The sequence below is a fragment of the Mesorhizobium metallidurans STM 2683 genome (assembly GCF_000350085.1).
Lineage (GTDB): Bacteria > Pseudomonadota > Alphaproteobacteria > Rhizobiales > Rhizobiaceae > Mesorhizobium > Mesorhizobium metallidurans.
On the sequence record NZ_CAUM01000044.1, the window covers coordinates 1 to 18,303 of the forward strand.

21 protein-coding genes and 1 pseudogene are annotated in these 18,303 nt (G+C 63.1%); 8 read left to right on the plus strand and 14 right to left on the minus strand.

Annotated elements, in window-relative coordinates; all coding sequences use genetic code 11:
* The coding region (locus MESS2_RS08390; RefSeq protein WP_040592525.1) for an SDR family oxidoreductase at positions 1 to 560 on the minus strand (560 nt) is incomplete at its 3' end.
* Between the two features lie 115 nt (positions 561 to 675).
* Between MESS2_RS08390 and MESS2_RS08395 the strand changes: the two genes are divergently transcribed.
* Entirely contained in the window at positions 676 to 1,311 is a 636-nt protein-coding gene (locus MESS2_RS08395; protein ID WP_008873751.1) for a TetR/AcrR family transcriptional regulator, read from the plus strand.
* A 103-nt stretch (positions 1,312 to 1,414) separates the two neighbouring features.
* On the opposite strand, the gene rpmE is transcribed toward MESS2_RS08395, so the two are convergent.
* Positions 1,415 to 1,636, minus strand: a complete 222-nt coding sequence (gene rpmE / locus MESS2_RS08400; RefSeq protein WP_006327661.1) for a 50S ribosomal protein L31 — start codon at positions 1,634 to 1,636, stop codon at positions 1,415 to 1,417.
* 211 nt (positions 1,637 to 1,847) lie between these two features.
* Between rpmE and MESS2_RS08405 the strand changes: the two genes are divergently transcribed.
* Positions 1,848 to 3,650: an ABC transporter transmembrane domain-containing protein gene (locus MESS2_RS08405; protein ID WP_008873752.1), complete on the plus strand. Its 1,803-nt coding sequence runs from the start codon at positions 1,848 to 1,850 to the stop codon at positions 3,648 to 3,650.
* A gap of 8 nt (positions 3,651 to 3,658) precedes the next feature.
* Here MESS2_RS08405 and MESS2_RS08410 read toward each other — a convergent pair whose 3' ends face one another.
* The 3 genes from MESS2_RS08410 to MESS2_RS08415 form a co-directional block, all read right to left on the minus strand.
* Positions 3,659 to 4,090 carry a type II toxin-antitoxin system VapC family toxin gene (locus MESS2_RS08410; protein ID WP_008873753.1) on the minus strand — a complete coding sequence of 144 codons (432 nt, stop codon included), beginning with the start codon at positions 4,088 to 4,090 and terminating at the stop codon, positions 3,659 to 3,661.
* On the minus strand, positions 4,047 to 4,328 hold the full coding sequence (locus MESS2_RS32195; RefSeq protein WP_008873754.1) for a hypothetical protein: 282 nt from the start codon (positions 4,326 to 4,328) through the stop codon (positions 4,047 to 4,049). Before MESS2_RS32195 ends, MESS2_RS08410 begins: the two co-directional genes overlap by 44 nt.
* Before the next feature lie 95 nt (positions 4,329 to 4,423).
* The gene (locus MESS2_RS08415) at positions 4,424 to 5,911 is read right to left on the minus strand and encodes a carboxypeptidase M32 (RefSeq protein ID WP_008873755.1); all 1,488 of its coding nucleotides are present in this window, start codon (positions 5,909 to 5,911) and stop codon (positions 4,424 to 4,426) included.
* 192 nt (positions 5,912 to 6,103) lie between these two features.
* Between MESS2_RS08415 and MESS2_RS08420 the strand changes: the two genes are divergently transcribed.
* On the plus strand, positions 6,104 to 6,454 hold the full coding sequence (locus MESS2_RS08420) for a DUF1304 domain-containing protein (RefSeq protein ID WP_008873756.1): 351 nt from the start codon (positions 6,104 to 6,106) through the stop codon (positions 6,452 to 6,454).
* A gap of 105 nt (positions 6,455 to 6,559) precedes the next feature.
* Here the strand turns inward: MESS2_RS08420 and MESS2_RS08425 are convergent, their stop codons facing one another.
* From MESS2_RS08425 to MESS2_RS08465, 9 genes are all read right to left on the minus strand, one after another.
* The gene (locus tag MESS2_RS08425; RefSeq protein WP_008873757.1) at positions 6,560 to 6,973 is read right to left on the minus strand and encodes a hypothetical protein; all 414 of its coding nucleotides are present in this window, start codon (positions 6,971 to 6,973) and stop codon (positions 6,560 to 6,562) included.
* A gap of 185 nt (positions 6,974 to 7,158) precedes the next feature.
* The gene (locus MESS2_RS08430) at positions 7,159 to 8,190 is read right to left on the minus strand and encodes a peptidoglycan -binding protein (protein WP_008873758.1); all 1,032 of its coding nucleotides are present in this window, start codon (positions 8,188 to 8,190) and stop codon (positions 7,159 to 7,161) included.
* Position 8,191: 1 nt separating this feature from the next.
* The gene (locus MESS2_RS08435; RefSeq protein ID WP_008873759.1) at positions 8,192 to 9,217 is read right to left on the minus strand and encodes a MotA/TolQ/ExbB proton channel family protein; all 1,026 of its coding nucleotides are present in this window, start codon (positions 9,215 to 9,217) and stop codon (positions 8,192 to 8,194) included.
* Positions 9,218 to 9,329: 112 nt separating this feature from the next.
* Positions 9,330 to 10,022 (minus strand): PAQR family membrane homeostasis protein TrhA, encoded by a 693-nt coding sequence (gene trhA / locus MESS2_RS08440; RefSeq protein ID WP_008873760.1) that lies wholly within the window; start codon positions 10,020 to 10,022, stop codon positions 9,330 to 9,332.
* 84 nt (positions 10,023 to 10,106) lie between these two features.
* The gene (locus MESS2_RS08445) at positions 10,107 to 10,907 is read right to left on the minus strand and encodes an inositol monophosphatase family protein (RefSeq protein ID WP_008873761.1); all 801 of its coding nucleotides are present in this window, start codon (positions 10,905 to 10,907) and stop codon (positions 10,107 to 10,109) included.
* A 126-nt stretch (positions 10,908 to 11,033) separates the two neighbouring features.
* The gene (gene efp / locus MESS2_RS08450) at positions 11,034 to 11,600 is read right to left on the minus strand and encodes an elongation factor P (RefSeq protein WP_008873762.1); all 567 of its coding nucleotides are present in this window, start codon (positions 11,598 to 11,600) and stop codon (positions 11,034 to 11,036) included.
* A 120-nt stretch (positions 11,601 to 11,720) separates the two neighbouring features.
* Entirely contained in the window at positions 11,721 to 12,755 is a 1,035-nt protein-coding gene (locus MESS2_RS08455; RefSeq protein ID WP_008873763.1) for a tetratricopeptide repeat protein, read from the minus strand.
* 1 nt (position 12,756) lies between these two features.
* The gene (locus MESS2_RS08460) at positions 12,757 to 13,404 is read right to left on the minus strand and encodes a thiamine phosphate synthase (protein WP_008873764.1); all 648 of its coding nucleotides are present in this window, start codon (positions 13,402 to 13,404) and stop codon (positions 12,757 to 12,759) included.
* A gap of 232 nt (positions 13,405 to 13,636) precedes the next feature.
* On the minus strand, positions 13,637 to 14,554 hold the full coding sequence (locus tag MESS2_RS08465; protein WP_008873765.1) for a DMT family transporter: 918 nt from the start codon (positions 14,552 to 14,554) through the stop codon (positions 13,637 to 13,639).
* A gap of 135 nt (positions 14,555 to 14,689) precedes the next feature.
* Between MESS2_RS08465 and MESS2_RS08470 the strand changes: the two genes are divergently transcribed.
* From MESS2_RS08470 to ruvC, 5 genes and pseudogenes are all read left to right on the plus strand, one after another.
* On the plus strand, positions 14,690 to 15,139 hold the full coding sequence (locus tag MESS2_RS08470; protein ID WP_008873766.1) for an Lrp/AsnC family transcriptional regulator: 450 nt from the start codon (positions 14,690 to 14,692) through the stop codon (positions 15,137 to 15,139).
* Between the two features lie 111 nt (positions 15,140 to 15,250).
* Positions 15,251 to 16,018: pseudogene (locus tag MESS2_RS08475) on the plus strand (sulfite exporter TauE/SafE family protein); the annotation flags it as partial.
* Between the two features lie 230 nt (positions 16,019 to 16,248).
* A complete protein-coding gene (locus tag MESS2_RS08480; RefSeq protein WP_008873768.1) occupies positions 16,249 to 16,626 on the plus strand; it encodes a hypothetical protein in 378 nt (125 codons plus the stop codon).
* A 369-nt stretch (positions 16,627 to 16,995) separates the two neighbouring features.
* Positions 16,996 to 17,526, plus strand: coding sequence for a protease adaptor protein RcdA (rcdA, locus tag MESS2_RS08485; protein WP_040592527.1), 531 nt, complete (start codon positions 16,996 to 16,998; stop codon positions 17,524 to 17,526).
* A gap of 264 nt (positions 17,527 to 17,790) precedes the next feature.
* Positions 17,791 to 18,300, plus strand: coding sequence for a crossover junction endodeoxyribonuclease RuvC (gene ruvC, locus MESS2_RS08490; RefSeq protein WP_008873771.1), 510 nt, complete (start codon positions 17,791 to 17,793; stop codon positions 18,298 to 18,300).
* Positions 18,301 to 18,303 lie beyond the last annotated feature (3 nt).

Genomic DNA, 18,303 nt, shown 5'->3' on the forward strand with positions numbered 1-18,303 from the left:
AGCAGCCGCGGGCCGGTCAGCTCGTAGAGCTGGCCGACATGGCCCGGCTGGGTCAGCACGACAAATGCCGCCTCGGCGATATCGTCGGCATCGACAAATGGCTCGCCGACATTGCCGACCGGCAACGCAACTTCGCCCTCGAGCAACGACTCGACAAGGAAGCCTTCGCTGAAGTTTTGGGAAAACCAGGCGCAGCGCAGGATCGTCCAGTCGGCGCCGGAGGCCTTCAGCATCTCTTCGGCGCGCTGCGCCTCCGTTTCGCCGCGCCCCGACAGCAGCACCAGCCGGGTGACACCGCGCTCCACGGCAAGTTCGGCAAAGGCACCGACCGCTTCGGCGGCGCCCGGCACTGCAAGATCGGGATAGTAGCTGATGTAGACGGCATCCACGCCATCCAGTGCCGGAGCCCAGGTCGACCTGTCCTGCCAGTCGAAGGCCGGCGTACCCGAACGCGAGCCGATCCGCACCGGCAGGCCTTGCGCGGTCAATCGTTCCGCCAGGCGGCGGCCGGTCTTGCCGGTGCCACCGAGGATCAAGGTCGGTTTGCTTGCGTCATTCATGGTGTTTGTCCTCTGTTCTAAAAATATGAGTTATCCTCACATTTGCAAAATGCGATAAACCCTCGTATTTTACGAGTCAAGTCGTTTCTGTCGAGAATCCGTCCGGGAGACGTTCATGGAAGGCAGAGCTGGTTCGCAGGATGGACAGATCGCTTCGCCACGGCGCGCGCCCAGCCAGCAGCGCAGCCGCGAGCGGGTCGAGCGCATGCTGGCCGCCGCATCAGTGCTGATCGCCGAGCAGGGCAGCGATGCCATGCGCATGGGCGAAGTGGCGGAACGGGCCGGGGTGTCGATCGGCTCGCTCTATCAGTTCTTCCCCGACAAGCGGGCGATCGTCTGGGCATTGGCCGAGCGCTACACCGCCGAAAGCCAGGCCTGCATCTCGGCAGCACTTGCAGATGTCACCGATGCCGAGGGCCTGCGGCGGGCATTTTCGGAGCTGGTCGATATCTACTACCGGCTGTTCCTGGCCGAGCCTGTCATGCGCGACATCTGGTCGGGCACGCAGGCCGACAAGGCGCTGCGCGAACTCGAACTCGCCGACAGCCGGGCCAACGCCGAGTTTCTCACCTCGGTGCTGAAGCGGCTGCGGCCCGCCGCCGATCCGGCGGCGCTGGAAACGACAGCGTTTCTGGTCTGGCAGATGGGAGAGGCGGCGATGCGGCTGGCGATCTCGGTCGGGCGAGAAGAAGGCGACAGGCTGGTCGCCGCCTACAAGCGCATGGCGCTGCGGGAACTGTTGGCCGAGTAAGGCTGCCTCATTACGAAGCCTCAACTCGGCGAAGTGCCAAGCCCAGATGACAAAAAACCCGCCTCAAGGGCGGGTTTTTGATCTGTGACAAGCCAAGAGGGCTTTAAAGGCCGAAACCTTCGAAACGCTTCTTGAACTTCGACAGGCGGCCGCCGCGGTCGAGCAGGGTCTGCTGGCCGCCGGTCCAGGCCGGATGGGTGGTCGGGTCGATATCGAGGTTCATCGTATCGCCTTCCTTGCCCCAGGTCGAACGGGTCATGTATTCGGTGCCGTCGGTCATGACGACCTTGATGGTGTGATAGTCGGGATGGATATCGGTCTTCATGGTTCTGTTCCTGAACTCTGGCTTGCCGGCGCGGCTGACGGGCCTATGGCCTGCGTCGATGCGCCCCTTTTTAAAACTCGAAGCCGCAGCTATTGAGGAGCCACGGCTTCTAAAACGGTCGGCGAGCCTATACATCAGCCGGAATTGAATCACAAGGCCGCGGCAAGCGCATATTGAGGCGCATGGCAAAAGGCGGCCAGAGGAAACGGTCATGGCGGACATCAGTGGCGATGCAGACGAGCGCCGGCGCTCGCTGAGGCCGCTCAGCCGCCTGTTTCCCTATCTCACCCGCTACCGCAAACTGGTCATTGGCGCTGTCATTTCGCTGGTCGTCGCGGCGGCAACCACACTGGCCCTGCCGCTGGCGGTGCGGCGCATGATCGACCACGGTTTTTCCGCTTCCAGCACCATTTTCATCGCCGAGTATTTCGCCGCGCTGGTGGCAATGGCCGCCCTGTTGGCGGCGGCTTCGGCCGGCCGCTACTATTTTGTCATCACGCTTGGCGAGCGCGTCGTCGCCGACATCCGCCGCGATGTGTTCGCCCATGTCACGACGCTGTCGCCGTCCTTCTTCGACACCGCCCAGTCCGGCGAGATCGTGTCGCGGCTCGCCGCCGACACGACGCAGGTGAAATCGGCCGTCGGCGCCACCGCCTCGGTGGCGCTGCGCAATGTCATCCTCGGCCTTGGCGCGGTGGCGATGATGGTCGTCACCAGCCCGAAACTGTCCGGCCTGGTCATATCAGCGATTCCCGTCATTGTGCTGCCGCTGGTCGCGTTCGGCCGTTCGGTGCGGCGCAAATCGCGGCAGGCTCAGGACACGCTGGCCGACGCCACCGCCTATGCCAGCGAGCAGATCGGCGCGGTGCGCACGCTGCAGGCCTTCACCAACGAGAAGCTGGTCACAGGGCATTTTTCATCCGCCGTGGAAGCCGCCTTCGAAGCGGCGCGTTCCTCGATCTTCGCCCGTTCCTTCCTCACCTTCTTTGCCATCTTCATGATCTTTTCCTCGGTGGTGGCGGTGCTATGGTTCGGCTCGCGCGACGTGCTTACCGGCACGCTGTCGCCCGGCACGCTCGGCCAGTTCCTGCTCTATTCGGTGTTTGCCGCCGGCGCGCTCGGCGCGCTGTCGGAAGTCTGGGGCGAGCTGGCCCAGGCGGCGGGCGCCGCCGAGCGACTGACCGAGATCCTGGCCGAGAGGCCCGCCATCCAGCCGCCCGCCGACCCGAAGCCGCTGCCGGCGACAGCCAGGGGCGCGATCCGTTTCGACGACGTGTCCTTCTCCTATCCGGCCCGGCCCGACCGCGCCGCCGTACATGGCCTGAGCTTTCAGGTGAAGCCCGGCGAGACGGTGGCGATCGTCGGCCCGTCGGGCGCCGGCAAGAGCACCGTCTTTTCGCTGATCCTGCGCTTCTACGATCCTGAAACCGGCAGGATCCTGATCGATGGCGTCGATGCGCGCGAGGCCGATCCCGCCGCCATCCGCGAACGCATCGCCATCGTGCCGCAGGACGTCACCATCTTCGCGGCGAGCGCGCGCGACAATATCGGCTTCGGCCGGCCGGGCGCCAGCGACGCCGAGATCGAGGCGGCCGCCAAGGATGCGCTTGCCGGCGAGTTCATCGTGAAACTCGAGAAGGGCTATGACAGCCAGGTCGGCGAACGCGGCGTGACGCTGTCCGGCGGCCAGCGCCAGCGCGTGGCGATCGCGCGCGCCATCCTGCGCGACGCGCCGATCCTTCTGCTCGACGAGGCGACCTCGGCACTGGACGCCGAAAGCGAGACGCTGGTGCAGACGGCGCTGGAACGGCTGATGCAGGGCCGCACCACCATCGTCATCGCCCACCGTCTGGCGACGGTGCTGAAGGCCGACCGCATCCTGGTCATGGAAAACGGCCGCATCGTCGAGGAAGGCACGCATCAGAGCCTCGTCGCCAAGGGCGGCATTTATGCGCGGCTGGCCAAATTGCAGTTCGAGACTGGGGCGAGTGCCTTCAGGGGCGCTGCGGAGTAGAGAAAATCTCAGTCGGGCTGCCAGTCCGCGAGAAGGACGATGCTGTCCAGGTGCTTCGTTTTGGCAAAATGCCGCTGGTCGGCTGTCACCAATGTTCCAGCGCGATTGATTGCGATTGCGTGGTAAACGCAATCGTTGAGCGTCGGATATCCGCCGGCAGGACTCAGATACGTCGTCATTTCCTGTGTTTTGGCCAGTTCGTCCATATCTGGTTCCAGAAGCTGGAATCCGCCTTCCCGCAATCCGGCAATCAGCTTTGCGACCATGACGAAGGATTGTTCATAGTGAAGCGCGGCCGATAGCGCCTCGTAAAGGAGAATGCCGGGAGCGGCCATCACGCGAGCGTCGGCAATGTTTTTCGCAAACAGATCTCGGGCCTGTTCGCTGCCATCCTCGTCACGAAAGAGCTTTATGAAAATCGATGTCCGGCGACCGGCCATCCATTTCCTGGCGAATTCTGCGCAACACGTCGGTCGAATTTTCACCACCTGTCGAGACTGGCTTGAATTCTCGCAACATTTTCAGAGCGCGTTCTTTCGCGGCATCCTTCAATGCCTTTGCGATCGCCTCTTCAACAAAGCGGGATCGCTTGCTCTTCGGAACTTGGCTCTCAAGCGTCTCCTTGACAGCGCTGTCGATCGAAAACGTTGCGCGTTCCTTAGAACCTGAAGCGTTCATCTGCGCACCTCTCCGTCATAAGATATAGCAGTACGAAATGGTGCGCAAATGGGGCTGTTTGCTGGCCGTGTCCGGTCTTCAGTGGAACCGTTGACTTATGGGGTTCCGTAGCGCTTCTTCAGATGCTCCGTGAAATACGCGGCGTTCAGTTTTTCACCTGTCGCTCGTTCGAGCAGCTCCGGCGTCGACCAGCGCGAGCCCTGCGACCAGATCTTTTCGCGGCGCCAATCGTTGATCGCGGCGAAATCTCCCCTGGCGAGGTCTTCGTCGGCCGAAGGATGGTCGCGCGTCAGCGCCGCCCATTGCTGCGCCGCCATCATGGCGCCCAGCGTGTAGGAGGGAAAATAACCGAAGGCCGCACCCGGCCAGTGCACGTCCTGCATCGGGCCGTCAGCGGGGTTGTCGATGGTCGACAGGCCGAGATATTCGCGCATCTTGGCGTCCCAGGCTTCGGGGAGGTCCGCCGCCTCCAGCCGCCCTGATACCAGCTCCTGCTCCAGCTCGTAGCGCAGGATGACGTGCAGCGGGTAGGTCACCTCGTCGGCGTCGACGCGGATCAGGCCGCGCTCGACCCGGTGCACATGCGGCAGGATGTCGTCGATCGACCAGGCCTCGACGAGATGCCTTTCGACCACCGGCAGCGCCCAACGCCAGAATTGCGGGTTGCGGCCGAGCTGCTTTTCGACGAACAGGCTCTGGCTTTCATGCACCGCCATGCCGCGCGCCTTGCCGAGCGGCCAGTGCGACCATCGCTTGGGCAGGTTCTGCTCGTAAAGCGCGTGGCCGGTCTCGTGCAGCACGCCCATCAGCGCCGACAGGAAGTCGGTCGTCTTGTAGCGGGTGGTGATGCGCACGTCGCTGGGTACGCCGCCGCAGAACGGATGATGCGACACCGACAGTGAGCCGTGGGTCAGGTCGAAGCCGACGGCCGCCATCATGGCGAGGCCCAGTTCACGCTGCCTGTCGATCGCGTAGCTGCCCGAAAGCGGCTTCAGCGGGCGCCTTGCCAGCCGCGCCTCCTGCACGGCCAGCGCCTCCGGGACGAACGTCTTGAGGAAAGTCTTCAGCTCGGCAAAGACCGGCGTTATGTCGGCGACGCGGTTGCCGGGATCATACTGCTCCATCAGCGCGTCATAGGGATTGAGGCCGAGCACGTCGGCGCGCAATGCAGCTTCCTCGCGCACCAGGGCCACCACGCCTTCGAGCGCCGGCAGGAAGCCGGCCCAGTCGTTTTTCGCGCGCAGGTCGCGCCAGAGCTGCTCGGAGCGCATGCGCGCGGCTGTCTGGCGTTCGACGAATTCGACGGGCAGGCAGGTCAGGTTGGTGTATTGGCGCCGGAACTCCTTGAGCGCCGCCTGCTGTTCTTCATTCAGCGTTTCCTGTTCGGCCGCCGCGATCCAGTCGGCGATCTCCGGTGCCGTGGCCTGCCGGTGATGCATGCCGGCAAGGGCCGACATCGCCTCGGCGCGCTTCTCGCCGCCGCCGACGGCCATATGCGTCGCCTCGTCGGCGCCTAGGATGGCAAGTGCATGTTCCAGCGCTTCGAGCTTGTGGCCGAGATCGTCGAGTTTTTGAAAGGACATGGCGGGTTCCGGTGAATTTGAACGGTGGCGAAAAGATACCAATGCGCCGAGGTTGGCAACCCTCAGGCGGTGCACTGCCACGAGTGTTCCGACCTCGATTCGTCACGCCAAGAGCAACACAGCTTGCGGAGGCGGCGGCGTGCGTGATCAATGTCTTTCGGCGGCGCACAAGACCGCGAGGGGAGACGAAACATGATCGCCAATGTGCTGGTCGGGCTGGTGGCCCTGATCCACCTCTACATCGTCTATCTGGAGATGGTGCTGTGGGATACGCCACGCGGCCACAAAGCGTTCAGCCTGACGCCGGAATTCGCCAGCGCGTCGAAGGTGCTTGCCGCCAACCAGGGGCTTTACAACGGCTTTCTCGCTGCCGGACTGATCTGGGGACTTTATCTCGGCGAGGCCGGTTTTCAGATCAAAATGTTCTTCCTGCTTTGCGTCGCTATTGCCGGCCTCTACGGCGCGGCGACGGTCGGCCGGAAAATTCTGTTCATACAGACCGTGCCGGCAGCGCTGGCGCTGATCGCGCTCGCGTTGAGCTAGCGCATGATCCCGAACCGAAGGCCGGAAAAGGATCATGCGCAAGATCAAATTGCTACAGCGTCCTTTGCGCGCCCGAAAAAAGCCGCGGGGCGCTGATGGATGGTTTCAGCCGTTTGGATGATTTGGGCCGTAGCCGTTTGGATAATATCCGCCATCGCCGCCGTTGCCCATTAGGAAGGCGCTGCCAGTGTCAACCCGGAGCGTCTGGCTCAGGTCATCGAGCTGGTGCAGCAACTGCTGATATTGCGTAGCCGGTATCCTGCCATGTCCCGCGGCGGCCGTCCTTTCGGCGACCTGGCTGATGTGAGCAGCCCGCATATGCAGCCTATGCGCCTCGGCCGGCTTGATCTTGTTCACCTGCATCGCGTCCGTGATGCCTTTCTCCACGCCCTGCACTTGATCGATCAACGCTGTCACGCTGGGGCCGGAGAAGGTCGATGCGGCGTAGGCGCCAGCAAACGGAACGGCGACGAAAAGTGCGGTGAGGGTTGCCGTCCTGAGAGTCTTGAAAGAGCGCATCGTTGCGTCTCCTTTTACCGAGGAAGGCGGCGGTTTGGATCACCCGCCTTCCGGCCACGGGTCGTCCGGTTCCGTCGCGTCGCGATGCGTGAGCCATCGCCGGCGGTTCTCGGCCCTTCGGAGGAAGTAGGAATGCGTCGCGGCGAAGTGTACTGAGCTGGCTGACAAATTCGCGTGATGCGGGATCACCGTTCGGTGAGCTTCAGTTCAATGCGACGGTTCTTGTTGCGCGCTTCTTCGGTGTCGGCGGGATCGAGCGGCTGGAATTCGCCGAAGCCGGCCGCGACCAGCCGGTTGGCCGGCACGCCGTTCTCGATCAGGAATTTCACCACCGAGGTCGAACGCGCCGTCGACAGTTCCCAATTGTCGCGGTAGCGGCCGGTGCCCGATAGCGGAACGTTGTCGGTGTGACCGTCGACGCGCAGCACCCAGCTGATCTCCGGCGGGATCTCCTTCTGCAGCTCGATGATGGCGTCGGCGAGCTTCTTCATCTCGACCTTGCCGGCATCGTTGATCACCTCGGAGCCGGGCGGGAAAAGCACTTCCGACTGGAAGACGAAGCGGTCGCCGACGATGCGGATGTTTTCGCGGTCGGCGAGGATTTCACGCAGGCGCCCGAAGAAGTCGGACCGGTAGCGGTTCAGCTCCTGCACGCGTTGCGCCAGCGCGACATTCAGGCGGCGGCCGAGATCGGCGATCTTGGTGTTGGAATCGCGATCGCGCGTTTCGGACACGTTGAGCGCGTCTTCGAGCGCTCCGATCTGCTTGCGAAGTGCGGCGATCTGCTGGTTGAGGATTTCGACCTGGCTCAGCGCCTGCTGGCTGATCTGGCGCTGACCTTCGAGCTCTCCCGAAAGTGCCGTGGCGCGCTGGTTGGCCGCGTCGCCGGCGCCAGCGCCCTGCGCCAGCAATTGTTCGAGCCGGCTCTTTTCCGCCTCCGACTGTGATAGCGACGCCTGCAGATTGGCGAGCGAATCTTCCTTGTCCTGCGTCGTCGAGCGTTCCAGCGCCAGAAGCTGGGTCAGTTCGTTGATCTGCGAGTTAAGGCGGTTGAGCACCGTGTCCTTGCCGGAGATTTCGCGGCCGAGCAGGAACTGCGCCAGCACGAAGACCGTCAGCAGGAACATGATCGCCAGCAGCAGCGTCGACAGCGCATCGACGAAGCCCGGCCAATAGTCGATGCGGCGATCGCTGCGCCGCGTCCGCGCCAGCGCCACGTCAGTGGACTCCCGGCTTCTTCAGGGCGTCGGCGATCTTCTCCAGCGTGTTGCGCATCGCCTTCTGCTCGTCGGACTGGGCCTCGACCCAGTCGCGCATGATCTGCTGCTCGGAGCGCATGTTCTTGACCAGGCCGGAAATGCCGTCGGCAAGGTTGGCCATGGCGGTGGCGACGCGCGGGTTGGGGCTGCCGCCATTCTCCTGAAGGCTGCGCAGCTTCTCCGACAGGACGCGGATCTCGTCGGAGGATTCGGCCTTGGCCGGATCGGAAACGACGATATCCGACGACAAATCGGTAACCGAGGACAACCAGTTCTCAAGCTCGGTGTAGAAGCGCGTCTGGGCGCGGCCGGCCTGCAGGTCGAGGAAGCCGAGCACCAGCGAGCCGGACAGACCGAACAGCGAGGACGAGAAGGCGGTGCCCATGCCGGCCAGCGGTGCGGAAAGCCCCTGCTTCAGGGATTCCAGCACGGCGGCGGCGTCACCAGTGCCGGGATCGAGCGAATCGATGGTTTCGCGGATCGAGCCGATCGTGTTGAGCAGGCCCCAGAAGGTGCCGAGCAGCCCAAGGAACACCAGCAGCCCGACGAGGTAGCGCGAGGTGTCGCGGCTTTCGTCGAGGCGGGTGGCGATCGAATCGAGCATGGTGCGCATCGAACTGGTCGAAAAGGCCATTGACGACGAGCGGCTGAGCATGGCCTTCATCGGCGCCAGCAACACCGGTTCGGTGGTTTCGGAGCCGGCCCGGAAGGAGTTGACCCAGCGCACTTCGCGAAACAGCCGCCCGACCTGCACGAAGGCAAGCAGGATGCCGACCACCAGCACGCCGATGATCAGGCCATTGAGGCCGGGATTGGTGACGAAAGCGGTCGAGATCTGACGGGTCAGGATGGCAGCGATGAAGGCGACGATCACCAGGAAGATGACCATGGTGAGCAGAAAGACCTGCGGGCTGGACAATTTGTGGGGATCGTAGGCCAGGACGTCGGAGCGCCTGCCTATGCCAAGGGATCTGAGAAAAGCCATCCGTGCCCCGTTTCCGATGCCACCGCCATTCACGTTGAGCGCGACTCTAAACGGAATTGTGACGAAATTGAATGGCGCTTGGCAATATTGGCCGCCGATTGCTACCCTTGGGTCAGAGTCGGTTAATGACCAGGCAGTCGACCATGGCGGCCAGATGCAGGCCGGCGCCGGTGACAACAAAGCCGTGCCACAGCGCATTGTGGAAGCGCAGGCCCTTCCAGGCGAAAAAGATGACGCCGCAGGAATAGACGATGCCGCCAGCAACGATCAGCACGATCGATGTCGCCGGCAGCGTCTCAACGAGCGGCTTAACCAGGACGATGCCGCTCCAGCCGATGGCGAGATAGAAGACGACCGCCAGCCGGTCGAAACGGCCGGGAAGAAATACCTTGATGGCGATGCCGATCGCCGCAGCAGTCCAGACCAGGACGATCATCGAGACGGTCAGCGGCGAGCCGTCGAGCTGGGCAAGGAAGGGCGTGTAGGTCGCGGCGATCAAAAGGTAGATCGCGGCATGGTCGAAGCGCCGCAATATCCACTTCACCGGTGAGGATATTGGCCACAGATTATAGGCCAGCGAGACCGAGAGCACGGTGAGCAGCGAGACCACATAGAAGGCGGCGGCGATATACTCGCCAGGACCGGTATAAAAGGCGGCCAGCGCCAACAACGTCGAGCCGGCCGATATCGCCAGCACGATGCCGACCGCATGGACGATGCCGTCGGCGATCATCTCGGCGCGCGAATAGTGCCAGCGTCCCATGAAGGGGATTTCGATCTGAGATTCGGGGCCGGCGTTGGTCATGAAAGATCCTGCGTCTCCCTTATCTGGGTGGACGCCGGACAGTATTTCAAGTTTCGGTTGCGGTTTTACGACTGCGCCAAATTGTCAGCGCGGCGTCACCGGCTTCTTCACCGTCTTCAGCAGTGCGCGCTGGATGACCTCGTTGCCGGCGACGACCGAGCCGCCCTCCAGCATCTCCTGCCCACCGGCAAAGTCGGAAACGAAGCCGCCGGCTTCGCGGATCAAAAGCAACCCGGCGGCGATATCCCAGGCCGACAGGCCGACTTCCCAGAACCCGTCCATGCGCCCGGCGGCAACGTAAGCGAGATCGAGCGAGGCGGAGCCGAGGCGGCGTACGCCGGAGACCTCGGCCATCACATTGCGCAGTTCGACGAGGAAATTGCCATGCTGGCCGCGCCCGAGATGCGGCACGCCGCAGCCGATCACGGCATCGGTGAGCTTCGTTCTGCCGGCAACGCGCAGCCGGCGGTCGTTCATGAAGGCGCCGCCGCCGCGCTCGGCGGTGTAGAGCTCGTCCATCGCCGGATTGTAGACGACGCCGGCGACGATCTGGCCCTGGCGTTCCAGCGCAATCGAGATGGCGAAGAGCGGAATGCCATGCAGGAAATTGGTGGTGCCGTCGAGCGGATCGACGAGCCAGCGGTGCTGGCCGTCATCGCCCGCGACCGCGCCGCGCTCCTCCATCAGGAAGGCATAGCCCGGCCGCGCCTTCGACAGTTCGGTGAAGAGGATATCCTCGGCCTTGCGGTCGGCCTGGCTGACATAGTCGCCCGGCCCCTTCATCGAGACCTGGAGGTTCTGTACTTCGCCGAAGTCGCGCGACAGCGAGCGGCCGGCCTTCATGGCGGCCTGGACCATGACATTGAGAAGTGCTGAACGCGCCATTGTGCTCTTCCTGCTGCTAAAGCACGTCGCAGCTATCCGGATTTATGCGACGTACTTTAAGTCTTTGTTTTATGCATGTCGTTATCCCAAAACCGCTGCGCACTTTTGGGCGACATGCACTGGGCGTCAGTCCGCGCGGCGCACGTAGGTGATTTCGTTGGTGTCGACGATGATGCGCTCGCCCGAGCCTATGAAGGGCGGCACCAGCACGCGGATGCCGTTTTCCAGCATCGCCGGCTTGTAGGACGAGGCCGCGGTCTGGCCTTTCACCACCGGGTCGGCCTCGGTGATGGTCAGCGTCACCTGGTCGGGCAGCGAAATACCGATCGGCCTTTCCTCATAGAGCTGGACCGTCACCATCATGCCGTCCTGCAGGAAGGCGGCGCGGTCGCCGACGAAATCCTTCTGCAGTTCGAGCTGCTCGTAGCTTTCGGTGTCCATGAACACCAGTGCCCCGTCCTGCTCGTAGAGGAAGGAGAAATCCTTCAGATCGAGCCGGATCTGCTCGACGGTCTCGGCCGAGCGGAAGCGCTCGTTGAGCTTGGTGCCGTTGATGAGGTTCTTCAGTTCGACCTGATTGTAGGCGCCGCCCTTGCCGGGCTTGACGGTATTGGTCCTGACCGCCACCCACAGGCCGCCATCGTGCTCGATGACATAGCCGGGACGGATTTCGTTGCCATTGATCTTGGCCATGCTGATTTTGATCCGGAATGAGATGTTCGCCCAATGGGCGATTTTGGCCCCCAAGACCACAAATCGCACGAAGAGGCAAGGGAGCGAGCCTGAACCGCGGGGGGGCGGCAATCCGCGGCGTTACGGCAGACGGTTCGCCTTCTGCAGTATTTGCTTGGTCTGGTCGTCGTCCAAACCTTGCAGAAAATCATCCATCCGCGGATCGATGAGCCCGGCGCGGCGGGCGACGATGTACCAGGCGCCGGCAAGGATCAGATCCGGATCGGTGCCGATGCCTTCCATGTAGAGCTTGGCGAGCCGGTTCTGGGCGGCGACATTGCCACCTTCGGCGGCCTGCTTCATCCAGCCGAAGCCGGATTTCAGGTCGCGTGGGCCGCCGCGTCCCTCGATCATCCAGGCGGCGAGATCGATCTGTGCCGTATCGTAGTTCTGCCGTGCGGCCTGCGCCAGCAGGCCGCGCGCCTGGACATCGTCACGCGGCTTGCCGCCGGCGCCATTGGCATAGATCTGCGCCATCGCGTATTGCGCGTCGGCAAGGCCGGTCGCGGCGGCGCGCTCATAGTAGGACGCGGCCTTGGCGAGGCCCGCGTCGCCGGGATCCTGCTTGACCAGCAACTGCGCAAAGTTGAATTGCGCCAGGCGATTGCCGGCCTCGGCGGCCGACTGCATCAGCGCATATGCTTCCTTTTCATCCTTCTTGACGTAGCGGCCGTCGAGCAGCATCAGCGCATACTGGAACTGCGATTCCGGTATGCCCTGCTCGGCGGCAAGCGCGTACCATTTTGCCGCCTCCGCGGCGTTGAGCGGTACGCCGAGACCGCGCGACAGTATCTCGGCCGCCAGCGTCTGCGCAGCCGGGTCGCCGTTCCGGGCGCGGACCAAAGCCAGGTTATAGGCCGTCTTGTAAAGGCCGCGCTGAAAGGCGCCGTAGGCGGGGTCCGACGGCTTGGCGCCGAAGCGTTCGGGATTGATGGCGTCGGCCGACGGCAGCGGAGCCGTGGTGGCGGGCTGCGGCAGCGGCGTGTCGATCGGCTTGTCCGCGTGTGCGCCGCCGTCGGGCTTGGGTTGCGGCAATGGGACGGTATTTTCAGCCGCGACGGCCTGCACCGCAAGCGCCGCGAGGAAGGCATGGAAAAGGATTGTCCGGCGCAGCACGTCAGTCCTCGAAACGCGGCGCGGTTTCGTCGAGCAACGCGTTGGCCCTGGCGATCGCCACCTTTGGATCGACGCCGTCGGCGAAGACGGCGCTGGACAGGGCGACGAATTCGGCGCCGGTGGCGGCCACTGCTTCGATAGAAGTGATGTCCGACCCGGCCATGACGATGCAAGGGATCTGGATCACATCCGCCCACCATTGTCCCAGCGACAGGTTGCGCGGGTGCGGCTCCGGCTTGTTGTCGTAACCGAAGCGGCCGAAGAAGATATAATCGGGCCGGAGTTCACCGAGCTCCAACGCATCGTCTCGGGTCTTGGCGCCGCCGCAGCCGACCATCATTTTGGCCTGGAAGTGTTCGATCGTCTCGGCGAGTTCGGCCTTGCCGACGTCGACATGGATGCCGTCGGCCTGGACGCGGCCGGCGATGCGGGTGTCGCCGGCAATGACGACGGCGGCGCCCGCCGCTTGCGCCACCGGCACGATCTTCTCGGCGAAGGCCTGGAATGAGGCTTCGTCCATGTCGTTTTCGGGCAGGATCAGCGAGGCGACGTCGCCGCCCTCGAACGCCGCGCCGATGCGCTCGGCCGACGCGCCGGGTGGCGCGATCAGCACGATGCGGCAGCGATTTGGAGGCATTGCGTCGTTCATTGGTCTTCGATCCCGGTTTTCGCCTATGCCGGGCGAAGATGGTTGCATTGCGGCATAAAGCGCGTCGCGTAGAACGGATTCATGCAACGCGCTTTAAGCTCTTTTTCTATGCATGTCGTTGTCGCGAAACCGCTGCGCACTTTTGCGCGACATGCATTAGAACAAAGCTGCCGCCTTGAACAGGCGGGCCGGGATCATTGCGATGGCTTGGTTTACGATCGCCGGCGGGCGCTCATCTGACGGTTTCAGAGCTTTCGGTCGGCGCTTTCGGCTTCCATAGCGACCAGCCGAGATTCATGCCGGCTGCTGCGATCAGGATGGCGGCGGCGCCGACGATCTGGGCCGGATGCAGCCTGTGGCCGAAGGCGACGACATCGACCAGGATCGCGACCACGGGATAGATGAAGGACAGCGACCCCTGCAGGTGGGTCGGCAGCTTCTGGATGGCGCCGTACATCAATATGTACATCAGGCCGGTATGGACGACGCCAAGCGTCGCCAGCATGGCCCAGCTCCACGCATCGGCGGGAAGCTGGGAGAAATTGGCGAAAGGCGCCAGCATGACGACGCCGACGCAGACCTGGATCAAGGCAATCAAATGCGGCGGCGTGCCCTTGAGCGTCTTGGTGACGATGGCGGCAACGGCCCAGAAGAAGGCCGCTGCCAGCGCCATCGCGATGCCGGCGAAGTAATCCGTGCCAACATTACCCGCACCGGGACCTGCATCGGGCGAGGCCTGCACGATCAGCAGCATGCCGGCGAAGGCGATGCCGAGCCAGATCAGCTTGGTCGTGGTCAGCCGCTCCGAGAAAAAGAGCGCGCCGAAACCGACAAGCATGAAGGGCTGCGTGTTGTAGACCGCCGTGGCGATCGAGATCGAAGCGCGGGAAAACGAGCTGAACAGCAAAAGCCAATTGATGACGATGGCGGCACCTCCGACGGCGGCAATCGCGACGATACGAAGCGACAGCCTGCCGCGCAGCAGTCCGAGCGCGGTGCAGATGATCAGCAAGGTGACGGCGCCAAAGGCGCAACGCCAGAAGACCACGTCCATGATCGGCTGGCCCGACATGACGACGAACCAGCCGATCGTGCCGAGGATCGCCATTGCGGCGGTCATTTCGATGGTGCCGCGCGTTGCGCTGTCCATAAAGATACTCCCGTAAGCCGTTGACGACGGATGATCTCATGCGGCTCGGATGCTTTCCATGTGCTGCGGCAGGTGATATGTGTGTGTCGCCTAATTAAATAAGGTCTATCCCGCCTTTTGCCTGAGGAATGTCAAATGTTGGACGATCTGGACCGACGTCTTCTCGAAATCCTGATCAAGGATTCGCGAACCTCGCTGAAGGAACTGGCCCGAGAGGTCGGGTTGTCGTCGCCGAGCGTTTCGGAGCGTTTGCGGCGGCTCGAGGAGCGCGGCGTCATCAGGGCCTTCACCATCGAGATCGATCCGGCGGCGCTGGGTTATCCCCTGCAGGCGATCGTTCGCATCCGGCCGCTGCCCGGCAAGCTGCATATCGTGCAGAAGCTGATCGAAGAAATTCCCGAGTTCGGCGAATGCGACAAGGTGACCGGCGACGACTGCTTTGTCGCCCGGCTGTTCGTGCGCTCGATCGGCGAGTTGGACCGGCTCCTCGACCGTATCGCCGACAAGGCCGAAACGAGCACCGCGATCATCAAGGCGCAGCCGATCCGGCGGCGTCCGCCGCCGCTCGACATCCCAAACATGTGACAGGCCCTGGTGGCATGGCGCATATATTTGCGGTCGCGGCGTGATCATTTCTGGTCTATTGCGGAATCCGACCTTCCCTCCAGCCTCCTTTCCCCCTCCAGCTTGTTTCCGATGTCCGGTCTTGTTCTCGATCCCTGGTTCTATGCCGCGACCATTCCGGCCGTCATCCTGACCGGCCTGTCCAAGGGCGGGTTCGGCGGCGCCGTCGGCCTCATCGGCGTGCCGATGATGGCGCTGGCCATGCCGCCCGTGCAGGCGGCGGCCATCCTGTTGCCCATCCTGTGCCTGATGGACATCGTCTCGGTGTGGACGTGGTGGGGCGTCTACGACCGCAGGATGCTGGTCGACATGATGCCGGGCGCCGTCGCCGGGATCGGGCTTGGCTGGCTGACGGCGGCGTTCGTCACGGAAGAAATGGTCAGGCTGATCGTCGGAACGGTGGCCATCGTCTTCGTGCTGCGCTGGATCTATGTGCAGATCCGCCACGGTGCGACGCATTCGGCGCAGCCCAATCGCGTGGCGGCCGCGTTCTGGGGCACGATCGCCGGCTTCACCAGCTTCGTCGCCCATGTCGGCGGCCCACCATTCCAGATCTACGCGCTGCCGATCCGGCTCGACCCCAAGGTGCTGTCGGGCACCAGCGCCATCCTGTTCGCCGCCACCAATGCGCTGAAGCTCGTCCCCTATTTCGCGCTCGGCCAGTTCGACACCGCCAATCGGACGGCGTCGGCGGTGCTGATGCCGCTGGCGCCGCTCTCGACCATCGCCGGCGCCTGGCTGGTGCGGCGGATGCGGCCTGAGCTGTTCTATCCGTTCACCTATGCGACGGTGGCCGTCGTCGCGGTCAAGCTTCTGTGGGACGGGATCGCCGGCCTTCTGCGACGGCGGCTCAGCAGCCGGCTCAGTGCGACAGGAATGAATCGCTCCGCAATTGTGCGAGCCTGCCATGCTGTTTCTTGCTATTGTGACACCACCGGAAGGAGTCGGGGCGGCATCAATTGGAAACATTCTCGATGATAATGCGCCGAGTCCGGGAATCCGGTGGCGGGCCGACCGCCTGTGACTAGAACCCATGCCCGCGACGGGAAAAGGCAATTTCGGGGGATACTATGCAAGGGACGGCACGAAATTTCTTCACGTTGGCCATCATCTACTCACTGTGCGGCATGGCATTGGGGCTATACATGGCGATCAGCCAGGACCATAGCCAGATGCCGACCCACGCCCACACGATGGTGGCGGGGTGGCTGATGTCGGCGGTGTTTGCGTTTTTCTACCATCTGTTTCCGGCAATCGGCCAAAAGAAACTAGCCACCGTGCACTTCTGGCTGACGGCCATCAGCGGCATCGGCCTGCTGGTCGGCCTCTATGTCCTGCTTGCCGGCAACCCGGCGATCGAGCCGCTGGTGGCAGTGTCCTCGATGGCCTTCTACGCGGGGATGTTGTTGTTCGCTTTCATCGCCTTGCCGGCGCTGTGGAAGGCCTGAGCGCGCATTCGATACGATCCTGACAGGCCGGATCCCTGTGCTGTTACGGCACAGGCGGGCGGCGCTCGGTCAAAAAATATCCGCGCTGTTAAGGGTTCATTAAGCTTTACAGGCGTTTACTATGTGCATCCAGTGATCTGGATTCTTACCGAGTGGTTGGAGCCACTTTGTTTGACGCCTCCCTGTTAAACTCCTGAGAGCCGCCTTACCCGCGGCTCTTTTTTTGTCCCGAGGCGCCGTTAACCGTTTGTTAAACATGTGCTTGCCTTCATCGGCCCCGAAGCGCATTTTCAAATCTCGGTCATATAGGGTGCGGCGTGACGGCAATGATGCCGAATCGGCCGGCTGTAAGGCAAGTGCAGGGGTATGATGAACGAGACTTCGAGGGGAAGCGCGAAAACCGTCAAGCTGGCTGAACGCCGGGTTTTCTCCCAATCCTTCAAGCCGCTCTACCAGGAAGGCATGGGCCTGGTTGAACAGGCGGCCGAATATCTGGACGGCAAGGGCCGGGCCGAGGCGAGGAAACTGTCCAGACTGGCGGCGACGCTCTATGCGGCCGAATCGATGCGGCTGACCACCAGGCTGATGCAGGTTGCCTCCTGGCTGCTTTTGCAGCGGGCGGCCAATTCCGGCGAGATGACGCGCGATCAGGTGGCTTCCGAAAAATCCAAGGTGCGTCTCGACACCGCCTCCGCCCATGATGAAGCGGCAGGCTGGGCCGAACTGCCCAAGGATTTTGTCGACCTCGTCAATCGTTCGCTGCGCCTGCAGGCGCTGGTGCGCCGCATGGACGAGGAAGTCTACGGCGAAGCGACGGCCGACATGCCGCCGGCAAGCCGCCGCGTCAATCCGGTTTCCGACCAGATCACGTTGCTGAACACGGCTTTTGCCCGCGGCTGAGAGACTGTTTGGAAACTCTACTCCGGCGGCCATCTGATGGCGTTTTCTGCGCTTCCGGTCTTCGCCGGCCGAAGCACTGATGAGCGATCGTGGCAGTTAAGGCTACCGCCGGCGTAGGCCGGTTCTCGAAACCACCACCATATGACTCGCCGGAGCGACTTTCGAAACAGTCTCTTCAAGGCTTCCCCTGGACGTAGCCAGAGGTCGTTTCTGGTTTGTTCACATTTCGCTGGCATCGCTTTCCGCCGTGGGTAAACTTGGCGTATGGGGGAAGCGATTCGCATCATCGGCATCGATCCGGGGCTGAGGCGCACCGGCTGGGGCATCGTCGAGAGCCTCGGCAATTCGCTGCGCTTCGTTGCCTCCGGCACCGTGCGTTCCGACGACAAGGCGGCGCTGGCGATACGGCTCTGCCAATTGCATGACGGGCTGACAGAAATCCTGCATTCAGCCATGCCGCACGAGGCGGCGGTCGAGCAGACCTTCGTCAACAAGGATGCGGCAGCCACGCTGAAGCTTGGCCAGGCGCGCGGCATTGCCATGCTGGTGCCGGCGCGTGCGGGGCTGGTGGTCGCGGAATACGCCCCCAACGCGGTGAAGAAAGCGGTGATCGGCGTCGGCCATGGCGACAAGAAGCAGATTCACATGATGGTCAAGGTGCTGATGCCGAAAGCCATCTTCGACACCGACGATGCCGCCGACGCGCTGGCCATCGCCATTTGCCATGCGCATCACCGGCAGAGCGTCGCCTACCGGATGGCACTGGCTGGATAGGTT

What these genes read in the sequence shown, in the direction of transcription:
- MESS2_RS08415 (WP_008873755.1), bottom strand. Translation starts at nt 5,911, where the DNA reads ATGTCCTTTCAAAAACTCGACGATCTCGGCCACAAGCTCGAAGCGCTG.
- MESS2_RS08460 (WP_008873764.1), bottom strand. Translation starts at nt 13,404, where the DNA reads ATGAACGACGCAATGCCTCCAAATCGCTGCCGCATCGTGCTGATCGCG.
- MESS2_RS08480 (WP_008873768.1), top strand. Translation starts at nt 16,249, where the DNA reads ATGCAAGGGACGGCACGAAATTTCTTCACGTTGGCCATCATCTACTCA.
- MESS2_RS08420 (WP_008873756.1), top strand. Translation starts at nt 6,104, where the DNA reads ATGATCGCCAATGTGCTGGTCGGGCTGGTGGCCCTGATCCACCTCTAC.
- trhA (WP_008873760.1), bottom strand. Translation starts at nt 10,022, where the DNA reads ATGACCAACGCCGGCCCCGAATCTCAGATCGAAATCCCCTTCATGGGA.
- rpmE (WP_006327661.1), bottom strand. Translation starts at nt 1,636, where the DNA reads ATGAAGACCGATATCCATCCCGACTATCACACCATCAAGGTCGTCATG.
- MESS2_RS08465 (WP_008873765.1), bottom strand. Translation starts at nt 14,554, where the DNA reads ATGGACAGCGCAACGCGCGGCACCATCGAAATGACCGCCGCAATGGCG.
- MESS2_RS08395 (WP_008873751.1), top strand. Translation starts at nt 676, where the DNA reads ATGGAAGGCAGAGCTGGTTCGCAGGATGGACAGATCGCTTCGCCACGG.
- MESS2_RS08425 (WP_008873757.1), bottom strand. Translation starts at nt 6,973, where the DNA reads ATGCGCTCTTTCAAGACTCTCAGGACGGCAACCCTCACCGCACTTTTC.
- MESS2_RS08410 (WP_008873753.1), bottom strand. Translation starts at nt 4,090, where the DNA reads ATGGCCGGTCGCCGGACATCGATTTTCATAAAGCTCTTTCGTGACGAG.
- MESS2_RS08405 (WP_008873752.1), top strand. Translation starts at nt 1,848, where the DNA reads ATGGCGGACATCAGTGGCGATGCAGACGAGCGCCGGCGCTCGCTGAGG.
- rcdA (WP_040592527.1), top strand. Translation starts at nt 16,996, where the DNA reads ATGAACGAGACTTCGAGGGGAAGCGCGAAAACCGTCAAGCTGGCTGAA.
- efp (WP_008873762.1), bottom strand. Translation starts at nt 11,600, where the DNA reads ATGGCCAAGATCAATGGCAACGAAATCCGTCCCGGCTATGTCATCGAG.
- MESS2_RS08435 (WP_008873759.1), bottom strand. Translation starts at nt 9,217, where the DNA reads ATGGCTTTTCTCAGATCCCTTGGCATAGGCAGGCGCTCCGACGTCCTG.
- MESS2_RS32195 (WP_008873754.1), bottom strand. Translation starts at nt 4,328, where the DNA reads ATGAACGCTTCAGGTTCTAAGGAACGCGCAACGTTTTCGATCGACAGC.
- ruvC (WP_008873771.1), top strand. Translation starts at nt 17,791, where the DNA reads ATGGGGGAAGCGATTCGCATCATCGGCATCGATCCGGGGCTGAGGCGC.
- MESS2_RS08470 (WP_008873766.1), top strand. Translation starts at nt 14,690, where the DNA reads ATGTTGGACGATCTGGACCGACGTCTTCTCGAAATCCTGATCAAGGAT.
- MESS2_RS08445 (WP_008873761.1), bottom strand. Translation starts at nt 10,907, where the DNA reads ATGGCGCGTTCAGCACTTCTCAATGTCATGGTCCAGGCCGCCATGAAG.